The sequence below is a fragment of the Microbacterium sp. P2_F9 genome (assembly GCF_056403635.1).
In genome coordinates this window covers 1-17,789 of sequence record NZ_JBFUFC010000068.1, presented here as the reverse complement: position 1 = coordinate 17,789, position 17,789 = coordinate 1, and the positions used below count along the sequence as shown (strand labels likewise).

Annotated in this window: 14 protein-coding genes; 5 read left to right on the top strand and 9 right to left on the bottom strand. The window is 69.6% G+C overall.

Annotated features, from left to right (window positions below; all coding sequences use genetic code 11):
- Nucleotides 1-2: 2 nt before the first annotated feature.
- The 4 genes from AC1DVT_RS09235 to AC1DVT_RS09220 all read right to left on the bottom strand — a co-directional run bounded on the left by AC1DVT_RS09235 (nt 3) and on the right by AC1DVT_RS09220 (nt 2,635).
- Nucleotides 3-662, bottom strand: a complete 660-nt coding sequence (locus tag AC1DVT_RS09235; RefSeq protein ID WP_457098406.1) for a ribonuclease HII — start codon at nt 660-662, stop codon at nt 3-5.
- Complete coding sequence (lepB, locus tag AC1DVT_RS09230; RefSeq protein ID WP_457098405.1) at nt 659-1,456, bottom strand: signal peptidase I; 798 nt, start codon at nt 1,454-1,456, stop codon at nt 659-661. The genes AC1DVT_RS09235 and lepB overlap by 4 nt, the downstream gene beginning before the upstream one ends.
- 162 nt (nt 1,457-1,618) lie before the next feature.
- The gene (rplS, locus tag AC1DVT_RS09225; protein ID WP_457098846.1) at nt 1,619-1,966 is read right to left on the bottom strand and encodes a 50S ribosomal protein L19; all 348 of its coding nucleotides are present in this window, start codon (nt 1,964-1,966) and stop codon (nt 1,619-1,621) included.
- A gap of 171 nt (nt 1,967-2,137) precedes the next feature.
- Nucleotides 2,138-2,635: an MFS transporter permease gene (locus tag AC1DVT_RS09220; RefSeq protein WP_457098404.1), complete on the bottom strand. Its 498-nt coding sequence runs from the start codon at nt 2,633-2,635 to the stop codon at nt 2,138-2,140.
- 115 nt (nt 2,636-2,750) lie between these two features.
- Here AC1DVT_RS09220 and map point away from each other — a divergent pair, with 115 nt between their 5' ends.
- Nucleotides 2,751-3,533 carry a type I methionyl aminopeptidase gene (map, locus tag AC1DVT_RS09215; protein WP_477388359.1) on the top strand — a complete coding sequence of 261 codons (783 nt, stop codon included), beginning with the start codon at nt 2,751-2,753 and terminating at the stop codon, nt 3,531-3,533.
- Nucleotides 3,534-3,548: 15 nt separating this feature from the next.
- Here map and treZ read toward each other — a convergent pair whose 3' ends face one another.
- The 4 genes from treZ to pyk are packed head-to-tail and all read right to left on the bottom strand — an operon-like array spanning nt 3,549 to nt 11,347.
- Nucleotides 3,549-5,282: a malto-oligosyltrehalose trehalohydrolase gene (gene treZ, locus AC1DVT_RS09210; protein WP_477388357.1), complete on the bottom strand. Its 1,734-nt coding sequence runs from the start codon at nt 5,280-5,282 to the stop codon at nt 3,549-3,551.
- The gene (gene treY, locus AC1DVT_RS09205) at nt 5,279-7,657 is read right to left on the bottom strand and encodes a malto-oligosyltrehalose synthase (RefSeq protein WP_477388355.1); all 2,379 of its coding nucleotides are present in this window, start codon (nt 7,655-7,657) and stop codon (nt 5,279-5,281) included. The genes treZ and treY overlap by 4 nt, the downstream gene beginning before the upstream one ends.
- Before the next feature lie 2 nt (nt 7,658-7,659).
- Nucleotides 7,660-9,873, bottom strand: a complete 2,214-nt coding sequence (gene glgX / locus AC1DVT_RS09200) for a glycogen debranching protein GlgX (RefSeq protein WP_477388353.1) — start codon at nt 9,871-9,873, stop codon at nt 7,660-7,662.
- 52 nt (nt 9,874-9,925) lie between these two features.
- The gene (gene pyk / locus AC1DVT_RS09195) at nt 9,926-11,347 is read right to left on the bottom strand and encodes a pyruvate kinase (RefSeq protein WP_457098399.1); all 1,422 of its coding nucleotides are present in this window, start codon (nt 11,345-11,347) and stop codon (nt 9,926-9,928) included.
- A 319-nt stretch (nt 11,348-11,666) separates the two neighbouring features.
- Between pyk and nirB the strand changes: the two genes are divergently transcribed.
- Genes nirB through AC1DVT_RS09175 form a run of 4 tightly spaced genes read left to right on the top strand, consistent with a single transcriptional unit; the run spans nt 11,667 to nt 17,006 of the window.
- Nucleotides 11,667-14,249, top strand: a complete 2,583-nt coding sequence (gene nirB, locus AC1DVT_RS09190; RefSeq protein WP_477388351.1) for a nitrite reductase large subunit NirB — start codon at nt 11,667-11,669, stop codon at nt 14,247-14,249.
- Complete coding sequence (gene nirD, locus AC1DVT_RS09185) at nt 14,246-14,632, top strand: nitrite reductase small subunit NirD (protein ID WP_457098397.1); 387 nt, start codon at nt 14,246-14,248, stop codon at nt 14,630-14,632. The genes nirB and nirD overlap by 4 nt, the downstream gene beginning before the upstream one ends.
- Complete coding sequence (gene cobA / locus AC1DVT_RS09180) at nt 14,629-15,861, top strand: uroporphyrinogen-III C-methyltransferase (protein WP_477388349.1); 1,233 nt, start codon at nt 14,629-14,631, stop codon at nt 15,859-15,861. Before nirD ends, cobA begins: the two co-directional genes overlap by 4 nt.
- Nucleotides 15,858-17,006 (top strand): uroporphyrinogen-III synthase, encoded by a 1,149-nt coding sequence (locus AC1DVT_RS09175; protein ID WP_477388347.1) that lies wholly within the window; start codon nt 15,858-15,860, stop codon nt 17,004-17,006. The genes cobA and AC1DVT_RS09175 overlap by 4 nt, the downstream gene beginning before the upstream one ends.
- A 5-nt stretch (nt 17,007-17,011) precedes the next feature.
- Here the strand turns inward: AC1DVT_RS09175 and trmD are convergent, their stop codons facing one another.
- The gene (gene trmD, locus AC1DVT_RS09170) at nt 17,012-17,689 is read right to left on the bottom strand and encodes a tRNA (guanosine(37)-N1)-methyltransferase TrmD (RefSeq protein WP_457098394.1); all 678 of its coding nucleotides are present in this window, start codon (nt 17,687-17,689) and stop codon (nt 17,012-17,014) included.
- Nucleotides 17,690-17,789 lie beyond the last annotated feature (100 nt).

Sequence of the window (17,789 nt, the reverse complement as noted above, 5' to 3'; positions counted from 1 at the left end):
GCTCAGAAGAGGGTCGGGGCATCGGTGATCGACCAGGACGCCCGGTGGTGGGTGCTGATGCCGTACACGCGGATCGCCTCGCGGTGATCCGGGCTCGCGTAGCCCTTGTTGCGGTTCCAGCTGTAGGCGGGAACCTCGTCGTGCAGCTGGGTCATGAATGCGTCCCGCGCGACCTTGGCGATGACGGATGCCGCGGCCGCACTCGCGCAGTCGCGGTCGGCCTTGATCACCGGGCGGACGGTGAGCCCATGTGCGCCGGCCGGAGTGATGTAGTCGTAGTTGCCGTCCAGCAGCACGATCGCCTCCTCGGGGACGACGCCCTGCCCACGGAGATCGGCGAGGGCGCGGATCGTGGCCATCCCGAGCGCCCGCATGATGCCGATCTCGTCGATCTCGGCGCTGCTGGCCCACCCGACGGCGCTCGCCGAGACCCACGCGGCGGCGCGAGCCGCGACATCCGCCCGTTTCGGCTCCGGAACCAGCTTCGAGTCGCGCAGACCGGCGGGGATGCGCCKGCGCGCACCGACCGGGGTGAGCACTGCAGCGCCCACCGCCACCGGTCCGGCCAGGGCGCCGCGACCGACCTCATCGCAGGCGATCACGATCGGATGCTCGCGCAGGAGCCGGCGCTCGAGGGTCAGTCGCGGCTCGACCACGGTCATTTCGACGAGCCCTCCTGGGGGCTGGCCGTCGCGTCGGGCGATGGCTGGGGAACCCCCGCGAACACCTCGGGGTGGAAATCGAGGGCGCCGAAGCGGCCGAGCGGCCACGTGATGAGGAACGCGCGGCCTACGACGTTCTCGACCGGGACGAAGCCCTTGCCGGGCTGATCCTGGTTGTAGCGCGAGTCCTTCGACCGGTAGCGGTTGTCGCCGAGCACCCAAAGGCTGTCGTCGGGCACGACGATGTCGAAGGGATCGCCGGACGCCCTGGTCTCGCCGTTCGGCAGCTTCAGGTACGCGGTCTCGTCGACCGGCACGCCGTTGACGGTCACCTGGCCGATCGCGTTGCAGCAGATCACGTGATCGCCGGGCAGCCCGATGAGTCGCTTGACGAGGTGGTCGTCCGAATCCGGGGCGGACAGGCCGACGAGGGCGAGCACCCAGTCGACGGCCTCGATGACCGGCGGACGCGCTGCCGCGGCCGACGGCGGAAGCCAGCCGCCCGGGTCACGGAAGACGATGATCTCCCCGCGGGCATAGCCGCCGAAGCGCGGCGTGATCTCATCGACGAGGATCCGGTCGTTCACCAGGAGCGTGTCCTCCATGGATCCCGACGGGATGTAGAACGAGCGCACCACGAACGTCTTGACGAGGAACGACACCAGGATCGCGATGAGCACGATCACGAGGACGTCCCGCAGGAAGTAGAGCCACCCGCGATGTCGTCTGGAGCCATCGGACGATCGGCGCGGCGTCGGGATCGGCTCCGCGGGGGCGGTCTGCTCGGTCGTCATGGGATCCTTCGCCGGGCTCGCCGGGACGTCGGCGAGTCGATGAATCAAGGGTCGCACACTCCGCCGCACGCAGGCGGCGCACGCGCGTCATCTGGTGACGACCCTCAAACGAGACGACGAAACCCCGGGTGGATCACCCGGGGTTTCGTCAGGAAGAGCGCGTCAGCGGTCGCGCTTCTCCTTGATCTTGGCCTTCTTGCCGCGGAGGTTGCGCAGGTAGTAGAGCTTCGCGCGACGCACGTCGCCACGGGTGACGACCTCGATGTGGTCGATGACCGGGCTGTGCACCGGGAAGGTGCGCTCCACGCCCACCTGGAAGCTGATCTTGCGGACCGTGAAGGTCTCACGCACGCCGTCACCCGAGCGGCCCAGGACGACGCCCTGGAAGACCTGGATACGGGAGCGGTTTCCCTCGGTGATGTTGACGTGAACCTTCACGTTGTCGCCGGGGGCGAAGACGGGGATGTCGTTGCGGAGCGATGCCGCATCGACGGAGTCGAGGATCTGCATGATCATGTCTCTCTGCGGCCGCCACAGGTCGACCGCGAGTTGGAAGGAAAAGGATTCGTGTGCCCGAGGCCGCCGACGCATGCGTCAGGCGACGGACTCCCCTGAGGCAGAGCCTGGTCGGGGCACAAAGATCCATTCTGCCATGGATGCCCCGGCGAGCCAAAACCTGGGTCAGCTGCGGTCGGCGTCGCGCTTCTCGGTGAGAACGATGACCTCGTTCGGCTGGGGCTGATCCTGGGGAGATGCCGTCGGCGGCACGTACGCGATGCCCTCCGTCGTGTACATCACCATGCCCGACGGCTTGGCCTCGCGAAGCAGCTGCCAGAGTGTGAGCCAGAACAGGCCGACCCCGACCAGGATCGTCACGATCATGACCGGCGCCCACCAGGCCTGGTTGAAGAAGCCCAGCGCGATGATCAGCGCGTGCCACACGGTGAAGCCGAGCACATCCCACCAGGAGACCGCCCGGTGCGAACGCACGGTGCCGCGCGCACGCACGAGGAATGTCAGAACCAGCTGTCCGATGAAGACAGCCGGGATCGCGAGGAAGAGGGTCCACAGGAACGCCCAGCCCCCTGCGCGGAACACCGCCCAGCCCACGAGGAGCCACAGGGGCAGCAGGAACGCCGCCGGGATCAGCCAGCCGTAGTACGCGCGACGCAGCCACATGGCACTGATGCTACGCCGAATGACGAGGTGCAGAGGCGGGATGGGCGTGTCAGACGGTGTCCTCACAGCCCGCGCCAGATTCGATCCGCCAGAATGGATCGACGAGAGGAACAGGATGATCGAACTGCGCACCCCGGCCGAGATCGAGCAGATGCGACCGGCGGGGCGGTTCGTGGCAGAGACCCTCGCCACGCTCCGCGACGAGACGAAGGTCGGGACGAACCTCCTGGCGATCGACCGTCGCGCCCACGATCTGATCCGTCGCGCCGGCGCGGAGTCCTGCTACATCGACTATCACCCGTCGTTCGGCGCCAGTCCGTTCGGGAAGGTGATCTGCACCTCGGTCAACGACGCCGTGCTGCACGGCCTCCCCTTCGACTACGCGCTGCGCGACGGCGATCTGGTGTCGCTCGACTTCGCCGTGTCGATCGACGGCTGGGTGGCGGACTCGGCCGTCTCGTTCGTCGTCGGCACCCCCCGCGAAGAGGACCTCGCCCTGATCGACACCACGAAGCGGGCATTGGATGCCGCGATCGCGGCCGCGCGCGTCGGCAAGCGGATCGGCGACATTTCGCACGCGATCTCCAAGGTCGCGCACGCCGACGGCTACGCGATCAACACGGACTTCGGCGGACACGGGGTCGGTCGGGTCATGCACGGCGACCCGCACGTGCCCAACGACGGCAAGGCCAACCGCGGCTACCCGCTGCGCCCAGGCCTCGTCGTCGCGCTCGAGCCGTGGTTCCTCGGCACGACCGATGAACTCATCACCGACCCGGACGGCTGGACGCTCCGCAGCGCGGACGGCTCTCGCGGCGCCCACTGGGAGCACACCGTCGCGATCACCGAAGCCGGCCCGATCGTCCTCACCGACCGCTCGTTCCTCGGCGTCGACTGAGCGGATCGGTCGAGATCACTCCGGTCGCGTGATCCGCAGCACGACGGCCGACCGGCCGCCGAGCGTGACCGAATCGCCCCGCAGCTTCGTGCTCGCGGCATCCGTCTCCCAGAGGCGCTGCGCGGCGCCGCCCAGCGGGATCGACCGCTGCGTCTCGGCGAGGTTGAGCACGAGCTCGAGATCGCCGCGGCCGAGGCGCACCCAGCGCTGCTGCTCGTCCACCTCGGCGCGGGTGTGTGCGAAGACGGGATCGGTCAGTGCGGGCTCGCTGCGGCGCAGGGCCGCGAGTTCGCGGTAGACGGCGAGAGTGCGAGCGTGCCGACCGTAGCCGATCTCGTCCCAGCGCAGCTTCGAACGCCGGAAGGTCTCGGGATCCTGCGGGTCGGGCACGAGCGCGCGATCCCAGCCCATGCGCGCGAACTCGTCGATGCGGCCCTCTGCGGTGGCGGTGGCGAGCCAGGGCTCGGGATGCGATGTGAAGAACTGCCAGGGCGTTGAGGCCGCCCACTCCTCCCCCATGAACAGCATCGGCGTGTAGGGGGTCAACAGGGTGAGGGCGGCGACGAGCTGCAGGCTGCGGTCGTCGAGCGTCTGCGACAGCCGGTCGCCGGCCGCCCGGTTGCCGATCTGGTCGTGATCCTGACCGAAGGTCACGAGCCGCCAGGCCGGCACCCGCGGATCGATCGGGTAGCCGTGGTCGCGTCCACGGAACGACGACCAGGTGCCATCGTGGAAGAACCCCTGGGTCCACGCCTTCGCAAGCGCCGAGAGCGGGGCGAAGTCGGCGTAGTAGCCGGTCGTCTCGCCCGTCACCGCGACGTGCACCGCGTGGTGATAGTCGTCGCTCCACTGCGCGGTCAGTCCCCAGCCGTCGGCCTCGCGCGGCAGGATGAGCCTCGGATCGTTGAGATCGGACTCGGCGATCAGGCTGAGCGGGCGACCGAGCTGCGCGGAGAGCGCATCGGATGCCAGGGCGACCTCCTGCAGGATGTGCAGGGGCGCGGAGTCGTGCAGCGCGTGCACCGCGTCGAGACGGAGGCCGTCCACGTGGTAGTCCCGCAGCCACATCAGGGCGTTCTCGACGATGAACGACCGCACCGCGGGCTCGTCGAGGTTGACGCTGAGGCCCCACGTGTTGCGCTGCGCGTCGCGCAGGTACGGGCCGAACTCCGGCAGGTAGTTGCCGCTCGGGCCCAGATGGTTGTAGACGACGTCCTGGATGACGGCGATCCCGTTGGCGTGGGCGGCGTCGACGAACCGCTGATAGGCCGCGGGGCCGCCGTACTGCTCGTGCACGGCGTACCAGAGCACGCCGTCGTAGCCCCAGTTCCACTCCCCGTTGAAKGCGTTCACCGGTAGGAGCTCAACATGGGTGATGCCGAGTTCGAGCAGGTGGGGGAACCGTTCGACGGCCGCGTCGAACGTGCCCTCAGGGGTGAACGTGCCCACATGCAGCTCGTAGATCAGCCCGCCGGCGAGCTGCCGCCCGGTCCAGCTCCGGTCGGTCCAGGGGAATGCGGTCGGGTCGTGATGGACGGATGCCGCGTGCACGCCCTGCGGCTGCCTCCGCGAGCGCGGATCGGGGCGCGTGACGGCGGCATCGTCGAGCACGAAACCGTACTCGTCGCCGTCCGCCAGGACCTGGGGCGCCGCCCACCAGCCGTCGAGTCCGGCGGTCAGCTCGACGTCGTCGACCCCGGGCCGCCGCATCCGCACTCGCGCCGCCCGTGGCGCCCACACCTCGATCACGCGACCTCCTCGGCGGCAAGCAGCGCCACCGGATAGCTGGACAGCAGGTCGCGGAGCGCGAGCTCGGTGCCTGTGTAGCGCCGACCGGTGAGCACGTCCACGGTTGGACCGGCGTGGCGCAGCAGCGCCGTCTGACCCCAGCCGCCGCGCCGCTCGAGGCCGAGCGGCAGCCTGGTCGCCACCGCGACGACTCCCCCGCGGTCGAACGCGATCGCATGGCCGGATGCCTCGCCCACWAGCGTCATCGGCGTGTAGCGGCTGAACAGCTCCGGCCGATCCCGTCGCAGCCGGAGCGCGCGTGAGGTGACCAGCAGCTTCGCCGCGCCGCTCTCATCGATCGGCGGGAGCGAACCACCCGCGTCGATCCCGGCGAGCAGCCGGCGCCGCAGGGCGAAGTCGACCGGGCGTCGATTGTCCGGGTCCGCGAGTGAGGTCTCCCACAGCTCCGACCCCTGGTAGACGTCGGGGACACCTGGTCCAGCGACCTGCAGCAGCTTGGCCGCGAGCGAATTCGACCACCCGTACCGCGCGAGGCGATCTGCGGCCGACGTGATGAGCCGGTGCAGCACCGCATCATCGAAGATGTCGTCGACGAAGCGGCGCAGGCCGGCTTCGAACGCGGCATCCGGATCACGCCAGCTGGTGCGCTCCCCGCCTTCGCGGGCGGCCTTCTCGGCATAGGCGTGCAGACGCTCGCGCGAGATCGGCCATGCCCCGATCGCTGCCTGGAACAGCAGGCTGTCTGTGGCCGCGTGACCGGTCGTCGCCCGAGCGCGCAGCCCCGCGTAGATTGCGGCCCATTCGTCGTGCGCGAGCTCGGCGATGACCGACAGCCGGGCGCGCACGTCCTCGCCGCGCTTCGTATCGTGGGTCGACAGTGTGGTCATCGTGTGCGGCCAGCTCGACTGCCGAGCGGTCTGAGCGCGGTGGAAGCCATCGACGGACAGGGCGAACACGGACGGGTCGCCGCCGACCTCGGTGAGCGAGCCGAGACGCGTCTGCCGGTAGAAGGCCATGTCTTCGACACCTTTGGCCATCACCGGACCGGTCACCTGCTGGAACCGGCGGGCGACCTCCAGGGTGGGGTCGGCGAGCACGGGGACGAGCACAGCGATCGCCTCAGCCAGATCGGGGCGATGGGCGGATGCCAGGGCCGCGGCCGCGTCGAGCCATCCGGCGCCGCCCGGCAGATACGAGCGGTACACGGGGAAGCAGGCGAGCAGCTCCGCGATCGCGTCCTGCGCCACGCTCGATCCGTCGATCCCCTCGGGCAGGCAGCGTACGAGTCGCCGCACCTCRGCCGCCTGGCTCTCGTCCGCCACCATCCGCTTGGTCGCGTGGATGAGAACGGGCCACGCCACTGCAGCGCCCTGGCCGCTCTCGCGGCGGGCGGCCGCATCGACGAGCTGCAGCATCCGCTCCCCTGACGGGTCGATCAGCACCCGATCGATCTCCGCCATCGCGTCGTAGCCGGTCGTGCCGTCGGTGTGCCACCAGGCGGGGAGCTGCTCGGGGTGATCGGTCGCAGCGTGCTCGAGGATCTTCTCGACGAGCACGTAGGCCCCGCCGGTCGCCTCGGCCAGCCGTTCGAGGTAGCCGCCGGGGTCGACGAGCCCGTCCGGGTGGTCGACGCGCAGACCGTCGGCGAGCCCTTCGCGCACCCACCGGAGGATCTCCGCGTGGGTCTCGTCGAAAACCCACGGCACCTCGACCCGGACGCCGGCGAGGGCCGTGATGGTGAAGAACCGCCGATAGTTGAGCCGGGTGGCCTCGTCGCGCCAGAAGACCGGCTCCCAGTGCTGACGTTCGAGCACGGCGGGCACATCGCCCTCAGCGAGTCCGTCGAGCGAGCCGGGTGCGAGCGGAAGGATGTGGTCGAAGTAGCGCAGCGCGCCGAACGGCGTGAGCTCCGTGGGCATCGGATCCACAGTGAGCTCCCCGGCCGCGACGACTTTGTCGAGCTCTGCGCCGAGGATCGGCACGCGCAGTCGACCCGCTCCGAACTCCCAGTCGATGTCGAAAGCATCGGCGTAGGGCGAGTCGCGCCCGTGCGTGAGCACGTCCCACCACCAGGGGTTCTCCGCGGGCTTCGAGACCCCCATGTGGTTCGGGACGATGTCGATCAGAATGCCGAGACCCGCCGTCCGCGCTGCGCGCGCGAACCGCTCGAGTCCCGCGGCTCCACCGCGTGCCGGATCGACCTGCGAGGGGTCGACAACGTCGTAGCCGTGGTCGGAGCCGCTGGTCGCGCGCAGCAGCGGGGAGAGATAGGCCCAGTCGACGCCGAGATCGTGGAGGTACCCGGCGACGGCGGCCGCGGCATCCAAGTCGAAAGCCGGCCTGATCTGCAGGCGGTACGTCGACAATGGGCGCACGGCTACTTCAGGACCTCCGGCCGTGGGGCATGGGCCGGCATGTCCTCAGCGCTCGAGGGCACCGCCGCCGCGAGCGACGCTGCGACGGAGTGATCGGCGTCCGCCTCAGGAGCGGTGTGCTCGCCGAGCACCATCATCGCCTTCGCTTCGACGCGCACCGCCGATCCCGGTACGACCGCATCGCCGCCGGCCTGATCGCCGGCGGTATCGACGAGGATGTCCCAGTCCGGGCTGAACTCGATGTCCGGAATGTGGAAGTCGATCGGCTCGTCCCCCGCGTTGAACAGCAGGATGAAGTGCCGATCGGTGATCTGCTCACCGCGACGGTCGCGCTCGCGGATGCCATGGCCGTTGAGGAAGACGCTGATCGCGCGACCGAATCCGTTGTCCCAGTCCTCGGGCTGCATGAGGTCGCCCTGCGGACGGCCCCAGGCGATGTCGGGCACCGGCGCACCGGCCTCGCGCTTCACCGGACGGCCGTTGAAGAAGCGGCTGCGGCGGAACGTCGGGTGGTCGCGCCGGAGGCGGGCGAGCGCTGCGGTGAACTCGATGAGCGGCTGGTCGGCCGACTCCCAGTCGACCCAGGTGATCTCGCTGTCCAGCGCGTAGCCGTTGTTGTTGCCCTGCTGGGTGCGACCCAGTTCGTCGCCGTGCAGCAGCATCGGGACACCCTGCGACAGCATGAGGGTCGCGATGAAGTTGCGCTGCTGCCGAGCGCGCATCGTCAGCACCTTCGTGTCGTCGGTCGGCCCCTCGGCACCGCCGTTCCACGATCGGTTGTCGTCGGCGCCGTCGCGGCCCTGTTCGCCGTTGGCCTTGTTGTGCTTGCGGTTGTACGAGACGAGGTCGCGGAGCGTGAAGCCGTCGTGCGCGGTGACGAAGTTGACGGATGCCGCGGGCCGGCGCCCGGAGTGCTCGTAGAGGTCTGCGGAGCCGGTCAGCCGTGACGCGAACTCTCCGAGAGCCTGCGGCTCGCCGCGCCAGAAGTCGCGGACCGTGTCGCGGTACTTCCCGTTCCACTCCGTCCACTGCGGGGGGAAGTTGCCCACCTGGTAGCCGCCTGGACCGACATCCCACGGCTCGGCGATGAGCTTCACCTGCGACACCACCGGATCCTGCTGGACGAGTTCGAAGAAGGCCGCGAGTCGGTCGACGTCGTAGAACTCGCGCGCGAGCGCGGCAGCGAGGTCGAAACGGAATCCGTCGACGTGCATCTCGAGCACCCAGTAGCGCAGCGAGTCCATGATGAGCTGCAGCGCGTGCGGGTTGCCGACATTGAGGCTGTTGCCGGTGCCGGTGTAGTCCGTGTAGTAGCGGTGGTCCTTGTCTTCGAGCCGGTAGTAGGCGGCGTTGTCGATGCCCTTCATCGACAGGGTCGGCCCCATGTGGTTGCCCTCGGCGGTGTGGTTGTACACCACATCGAGGATCACCTCGATGCCCGCGGCATGCAGGGCGCGCACCATGCCCTTGAATTCCTGCACCTGCTGGCCCCGCTCACCCGTCGCCGAGTAGGTGTTCTGCGGGGCGAGGAACGCGACGGTGTTGTAGCCCCAGTAGTTCGACAGCCCCTTCTCCTGCAGGGTGGCGTCGTTGACGAACTGGTGCACCGGCATGAGCTCGATCGCGGTGACGCCAAGGCGCTTCAGGTGCTCGATGATCGCGGGATGCCCGATCGCGCTGTAGGTTCCGCGGATCTCCTCGGGAATGCCGGGGTGGCGCTGCGTCAGGCCTTTCACGTGCGCTTCGTAGATCAGCGACTCGGAGTAGGGCGTCTTCGGCATGCGGTCGCCGGCCCAGTCGAAGAACGGGTTGATGACGACGCCCTTCATCATCGACGTCGCGGAGTCGTCGTCATTCCTCGAGTCGGGATCGCCGAAGTCATACCCGAACACCGACTGGTTCCACCGCACCTGGCCCTCGACGGCCTTCGCGTAAGGATCGAGCAGGAGCTTGTTGGGATTGAACCGGCGCCCGTTGGTGGGGTCGTACTCGCCGTGCACGCGGTAGCCGTAGCGCTGCCCCGGGCCGATGCTCGGGAGATAGGCGTGCCAGACGTAGGCATCGACGTCTGTCAGTTCAACGCGGGTCTCCTTGCCCCGATCGCCGAACAGGCACAGTTCGATCCGCTCCGCGGCTTCGCTGAAGAGCGCGAAGTTGGTGCCGTTCCCGTCATATGTCGCGCCCAGTGGATACGCAGATCCTGGCCATGCCTGCACGGAGGTCCTCCCTGAAGATGGATCCCCACCCTAGCCGAGGCGCTCAACGGGATCACTCGCCCGCAGCGGCCCCTATGATGTGCACCCGCACGTTGTTGGTGCTCCCTGCCGAGCCGGGAGGAGCTCCCGCCGTGACGACGACGCGATCACCCTGCTCGGCGCGGCCGGACCGCACCAGCGTGTCATCGAGGAGGGCCATGAGCTCGTCGGTCGTGCGCGCGCGGGGGACCAGGAACGTCTCGACGCCCCAGAGGTACGCGTTGCGCGAGCGCGTGGTCGCCTGGTCGGTGAACGACAGGATCGGGATCCGATGCCGCAGCCGCGACATCCGCCGCGCCGAGTCGCCGGATTGACTGACCACGCACACGTACTTGGCCTCGACGAACTCCGCGATGCTCGCCGCCGCCAGCGTCATCGCCCCCGTCTGGGTGCGCGGCTTCGTGCCGAGGGGCGGGATGCGGCCGAGCCCGTGCTCCTCGGTGGATTCGATGATCCGCGCCATCGTCTCCACGACCGCGATGGGGTGCGCACCGACGCTCGTCTCACCCGAGAGCATCACCGCGTCGGCGCCGTCGAGGACCGCGTTGGCGACATCCGATGTCTCCGCGCGCGTGGGGACCGGATTCTCGATCATCGACTCCAGCATCTGCGTCGCGACGATGACCGGCTTCGCCCACCGGCGCGCCAGTTCGATGGCGTGCTTCTGGACGATCGGCACGGCCTCGAGCGGCAGCTCCACACCGAGGTCGCCACGAGCGATCATGACGCCGTCGAACGCGTCGATGATCTCCTGGAGATGCTCGACGGCCTCCGGCTTCTCGATCTTGGCGATGATCGGGACGCGGATGCCCTCCTCGGCCATGATGATTCGCGCCCGCTGCACATCGCGCGGGCTCCGCACGAAGGACAAGGCGATGAGGTCGGCCCCGATGCGCAGCGCCCAGCGCAGGTCCGCCTCATCCTTCTCACTCATCGCGGGAGCGCTGATGTTCACCCCCGGCAGGTTGATGCCCTTGTTGTTCGACACCATCCCACCCACGACGACTTCGGTCCGCACCCGGACGCCGTCCGTATCGAGGACCTTCAATCGGATCTTGCCGTCGTCCACGAGGAGGGTGTCCCCCGCGGTGACGTCCTGGGCGAGCTGCGGAAACGTCGTTCCGACCAGTTCCTTCGTGCCGGGCACGTCCTCGGTAGTGATCGTGAAGATGTCACCAGGCTCGAGCTGATGGGGGCCGTCTGCGAAGCGCGCGAGCCGGATCTTCGGACCCTGCAGATCCACCAGCACGCCGACCGCGCGACCCGTGGCGTCGCTCGCCTTGCGGACATTGGCATAGGCCTGTTCGTGAACGGCGAAGTCGCCGTGGCTGCGGTTGATCCGCGCCACATCCACGCCGGCGCGCACGAGAGCTTCGATGCTCTCGTACGACGACGTGGCTGGGCCGAGGGTGGCGACGATCTTGGCACGACGCATAGGTGGTCCTCTCGCTGACCGACGATCCCAGTCTGTCGGCTCGGAGCGGCGTGGTGTGTGAAGACGATGTTAAAGATCGACGTCGACGGCCACGACTTCTCACAAGGCGCGAGCGCCGCGTGTGAGGAAGAAGTTCGCTCGAGGTAATGGAATCCGGCTCGGTGCGGAAACACCACGCTCGTACGTTCGGAGCACGGATCCACCCCGCCCATCGGCAGGAGACGCCATGACCCCGAACGAACCCCGCGCTTCGAAGATCGTCGCTTTCTCGAAACAGAAGACGGACCTCGACGCAACATCGCCTCGCTACCGTGACGGCATGCTCCACCCCGATCCGCCCGCCACGCATGTGGTCGTGGTCGGCGCGGGCATGGTGGCGCATCGCTTCGTCGAGAGCCTGCTGTCGCGTGCGGGCGCCGACTGGCGGGTGACCCTGATCGGCGAGGAGGGGCGTGCACCGTACGATCGCGTCGGGCTGACCTCCTTCTTCGGCGGGGCGACCCCCGATGAGCTCACCCTGGATCGCGCGATCATCGACGGCGACCCGCGGATCACCTTCCTCCCCGGCGACCCGGTCGCGCGACTGGAACAGGCCGAACGGCGTGTGGTGACCGCGAGCGGGCTCGCCGTCTCGTACGACCACCTGGTGCTCGCGACCGGCTCGTTCGCCGCCCGTCTCAAGGTGGACGGCTTCGGACATCGCGGATGCTTCGTCTACCGCACCCTCGATGACGTCGAGGCGCTGCGCACCTACGTGACCGCCCGATCGGGCGAACTCGGCCGCCCGCTCACCGGCATGGTGATCGGCGGCGGTCTGCTCGGACTGGAAGCGGCCGGTGCCCTGCAGAACCTCGGCGTGAACTCCACCGTGGTGCAGTCCTCCGATCGGCTCATGTCCGCGCAGCTCGACCTGCCGGCCGGGAACGCCCTGCGCCGCCTGATCGAGTCCCGCGGCATCGGCGTGCGAACGGGCAGCGTGACGACCCGCCTGGATGCCGACAAGGCCGGCCGGGTGGTCGGCCTGGAGTTCCGCGACGGGAGCTACCACGGCGCCGATGTCGTCGTGTTCACGGTCGGAGTGCGTCCGCGCGACGAGCTCGCGCGCAAGTCCGGTCTGGGTGTGCACGAGCGCGGCGGAGTCCTCATCGATGCCGGCTGCGGCACGTCCGACCCGCACATCCTCGCGATCGGCGAGGTGGCGAACTTCGAAGGGCAGAGCATCGGGCTGGTCGCCCCCGGCTACGCGATGGCCGAGGTTGCGGCGACCCGCCTGCTGGGCGGCGAGGCGTCGTTCCCGGGGTACGACCTCGCGACGAAGCTCAAACTCTCCGGCGTCGACGTGGCCAGCTTCGGCGACGCATTCGCCACCACCCCCGGTGCGCTCGACGTGGTCTACGCCGACCCGGTCGCGGGCGTCTACAAGAAGCTCGTGCTCTCCGACGATGCGAAGACGCTGCTCGGCGGCATCCTCGTCGGCGATGCCGCGGCCTACGGGTCGCTGCGTCCCCTGGTGGGCGGCGCGCTCGGGGCGGACCCGGCGGCGTATCTGATGCCCGAAGGCGGCGTCGAGGCACCCGGCGGCGCCCTTCCCGACGAGGCGCTGGTCTGCTCGTGCAACAGCGTCACAGCGGGCACCATCCGCCACGCCGTGCATGAGGACGGCTGCACGGATGTCGCGGGCATCAAGTCCTGCACCAAGGCCGGCGCCGCCTGCGGCTCCTGCGTGATGATGATCAAGAAGATCGTCGGCACCGAGCTGGCAGCCTCCGGTGCGGCCCTCAGCAATGCGCTCTGCGAGCACTTCGACATGTCGCGCCGGCAGCTCTTCGACGCGGTGCGCGTGTCGGGGCTCACGACCTTCAGTGCGGTCATCGAGCGCTTCGGCGTCGGGCGCGGCTGCGACATCTGCAAGCCCGCGCTCGCCAGCATCCTCTCGACGCTCGTCGGCGCGCATGTGCTGGACGGAGAGAACGCCACCCTGCAGGACACCAACGACCACGTCATGGCGAACCTCCAGAAGGACGGCAGCTACTCGGTGGTGCCGCGCATCCCCGGCGGCGAGATCACGCCCGAGGGACTCCTCGTGATCGGCACGGTGGCCCGGGACTTCGGGCTCTACACGAAGATCACCGGCGGCCAGCGGATCGACATGTTCGGCGCGCGCCTGGAGCAGCTGCCCGACATCTGGAAGCGCCTGGTCGAGGCTGGGTTCGAGTCGGGACACGCCTACGGCAAGTCCCTGCGCACGGTGAAGTCGTGCGTCGGATCCACCTGGTGCCGCTACGGCGTGCAGGACTCGGTGGGTATGGCGGTCGAGCTCGAGCTGCGCTATCGGGGTCTGCGGTCGCCGCACAAGCTCAAGTTCGGTGTGTCGGGGTGCGCTCGGGAGTGCGCCGAGGCGCGCGGCAAGGACGTCGGCGTCATCGCCACCGAGGCGGGCTGGAACATGTACGTCGGCGGCAACGGCGGCTTCACCCCGAGGCACGCCGTGCTGCTCGCGGAGGGGCTGAGCGACGCCGAGCTGCTGACCGCGATCGACCGGTTCCTGATGTACTACATCTTCACCGCCGACCGTCTGCAGCGCACGGCACCGTGGTTCGAGGATCTCGAGGGAGGCATCGAGGGCCTCCGTGCGGTGATCTTCGACGATTCGCTCGGCATCTGCGCGGATCTGGACGCCGCGATGCAGACGCACATCGGCTCGTACGAGGACGAGTGGAAGGCCACCCTCGAGGACCCCGAGAAGCTCCGCCGCTTCGCCTCGTTCGTCAACGCCCCCACCACGCCAGATCCGTCGCTCGCGTACACCGCCGAGCGAGGTCAGGCGCGGCCCGCAACCGAATCGGAGCGCGCCGACCGCGGCGTGCTCATCGCCGGCACGATCCTGGAGGTGCGCCGATGACCCTTCTCGAGCGAGGAGCCCTCGCCCCTTCGACAGTGCCGGCCGGGTGGGTGCGGGTGTGCAGCCTGACCGACCTCGAAGTCGAGCGCGGTCGCGCGGCCCTGCTGGGCTCGACGCAGCTCGCCCTGTTCCTGCTGCACAGCGGCCGCGTCCACGCCGTGTCGAACCTCGATCCGTACAGCGGCGCGAACGTCATCTCGCGCGGCATCGTCGGCACCCGACAGGATGCCCCGACCGTCGCCTCCCCGATGTACAAGCAGGTCTTCGATCTGCGCACCGGAGCCTGCCTCGACACCCAGGGCAAGGACGCCAAGTCCCTGCAGGTCTGGCCGGTCTCAGTCAGCGGCGGCGATGTGCTCGTGCGCTGGGAGAGCCCCTCATGACCACCCTGCTCGGGGTCTCGCTGGCGGGCCGCACTGTCGTCATGGTCGGCGGCGGCGCCGTCACCGCGCGCCGGGTGGAACGCCTTCTCGAGGACGGCGCCGCGGTCCGGATCGTCGCCCCCGCGCTGTCCGACGCCGTCGCCGCACTCGTGGAGGCCCACCGGCTCCCCTGGGTCGCACGAGGGGTGCAGGCGACCGACCTCGATGATGCCTGGCTCGTCCACACCGCGACGGGCGATCCCCGCGTCGATGCCGACGTCGCCGCCGCGTGCGAAGAGCGCCGCATCCTCTGCGTCAACGCCTCGGACGGCGCCCACGGCACCGCCCGCCTCGCCGCAGAGACCCGCTCCGGCGATGTCGTCGTCGGCGTCGTCTCGGACGCGGGAGTCGACCCCGGGCGCGCCGGGCGCCTGCGCGACACGATCGGCGCTCTCCTGCGCGAGGGCGCGCTGCCCGTCCGACGTCGTCGCCCGACGCCCAACGGACGCGTCGACCTGGTGGGCGGCGGGCCGGGGCCCGCCGACCTGATGACGGTGCGCGGGCGGCGTCTGCTGGCCGAGGCCGACGTCGTCATCGCCGACCGGCTCGGGCCCACCGATGTGCTGTCCGAACTCGATCCCGACGTCGAGGTGATCGATGTCGGCAAGCGGCCAGGCCACCACCCGGTGCCCCAGGAGGAGATCAACGCGCTCCTTGTCCTCCACGCGAAAGCGGGCCGACGCGTGGTGCGACTCAAGGGCGGCGACCCGTTCGTGTACGGGCGCGGCGGCGAAGAGGTCGCCGCGTGCCTCGCGGCGGGTGTGGCGGTGGAAGTCGTCCCGGGCCTGACGAGCGTGGTCTCCGTGCCACAGGCAGCGGGCATCCCGGTGACCCACCGCGGGAGCGCGGCATCCGTCCATGTCGTCAACGGCCAGGCGGAGACCGCACCCTCGACCATCGCGGCGCTCGCCGACGACACCGTCACCACCGTGGTGCTCATGGGAGTCGCCGCGCTCCCCCGGCTCGTCACCGCAGCGACCGCCGCGGGCGTGCCCGGAGATCGCCCGGTGGCGATCATCGAACGAGGTCACACCCCCGAGCAGCGCACGACCCGCACCACGCTCGCCGAGGCCGTCGCCGATGCGGCCGCCGCGGGGGTGCGCAATCCTGCGGTGATCGTCATCGGTGCGGTCGCCCGCGCCGGACTCCTTCTCCCCGACCGAGAAATGGCAGGTGATGTCGCGCCTTGACTGCTCCACCCCGCCCCACCCTGTCCGCAGCGCTCGAAGGCTGCACGATCGTCATCGCCGTCGATCGTCGATCCGGCGAGCTCGCGGCGGCCCTGGAGCGGCACGGCGCGGCCGTGCGGACCGCCCCCGCGCTCACGATCGTGCCCCACATCGATGACGAAGCGCTCATCGCCCGGACGCGGGAGCTCATCGCCGACCCCCCTGACGTCGTGGTGGCCACGACCGGCGTCGGCTTCCGCGGGTGGATGGAGGCGGCGGATGAGGCCGGTCTGCTCGACAGCCTGCAGGTGGTCCTGTCCGGCGCCCAGATCGTGGCTCGCGGACCCAAGGCGCGTGGCGCGATCCAGCAGGCGGGTCTGACTGCGGACTGGGTGGCGGAATCCGAGACATCGACGGAATTGGGTGAGTACCTGCTCGCCGAGAGCGTGCGAGGCCGCCGGATCGCCGTGCAGCACCACGGATCGGGGGCCGACGGCCTCGACGAGCTCTTCGAGGACAACGGCGCGGATGTCGTGAGCCTCACGGTCTACCGCTGGGGCCCGCCGCCGGACGAAGCCGTCGTACGGCGGTCGGTGGCCGCCACTGCCGCCGGAGAGGTCGACGCGGTGCTGTTCACCTCGGCGCCGGGGGCCGCGGAATGGCTCGCCGCCGCGCATCGCGAAGAGCTGCTCGACGACATCATCGCGCGAGCCCGCTCCGGTCGGGTGCTCATGGCGGCGGTGGGGCCCATCACGGCCGGTCCCCTCGAAAGGCTTGGCATCGCGCCGCTGCAGGCGGATCGCGGCCGGCTCGGCTCACTCGTGCGAGGCGTGGTCACCCATTTCGGCGGCGGCAGCGCCCCGTCGCTGGAGACCGTCGCGGGACGGCTCGAGCTGCGCAGCTCGGGGGCGGTGCTCGATGGCGTACACATCCCGCTTTCGCGGACCGGCGTCGATGTGCTGGCGAGCCTGTTCGATGCCGCGGGCGGCGTCGTGTCGCGCGCCAAGCTGCAGTGCGCCCTGCCGCGGTCGGGCGAGAACACGCACGCGATCGAGATGGCGGTCGCCCGGGTGCGCGAGGCCCTCGGCGCCCCCGACCTCATCAAGACAGTCGTCAAGCGCGGGTACCGCCTGAACGTCATCGATCCGGCGGACGCGGCGCCCTGAGCGTTTCAGCCCAGCAGGTCCGGCCGATTGAGCCGGGTGCGCTCCAGACTCTGCTCTCGGCGCCAGGCGGCGATGGCCCCATGGTTTCCGCTCAGCAGCACCGGCGGCACCTCATGCTCGCGCCACACCGGCGGCTTCGTGTAGCTCGGGTACTCGAGCAGCCCGTCCTCGTGCGACTCCTCGACGAGGCTCTCCGGGTTGCCCACGACACCGGGCACGAGACGCGACACCGCCTCGACGACCGCCATCGCGGCGACCTCGCCGCCGTTGAGCACGTAATCGCCGAGACTCACGAGCTGCACGCGTCCGCGCGTCGCGTAGTGGTCGACGACCCGCTGGTCGATCCCCTCGTATCGCCCGCAGGCGAACACCAGGTGCCGCTCCTCGGCGAGCGCACGCGCCATCCGCTGCGAGAACAGGTCCCCCGCCGGCGACGGCACCAACAGCACCGAATCGGGCGCGAGCAGCTCGTCGAGCGCCTCGCCCCACGGCTCCGGCTTCATCACCATGCCGGCGCCGCCCCCATAGGGCGTGTCGTCGACGGTGCGGTGCCGATCGTGGGTCCAGCCCCGCAGGTCGTGCACGTGCATGTCGAGGATGCCGCGATCGCGCGCCTTGCCGATGAGCGAGACGTCGAGCACATCGAAGAACGCCGGAAAGATCGTGACGATGTCGATGCGCATGGCTTCGAGTGTAGGCAACCGACCATGTTTCGACCGTGTGACGAAGCCCTCACCTCACCCTGGAACGCCGGTGACTGCATGGTGACTCAGGGTTTACGCC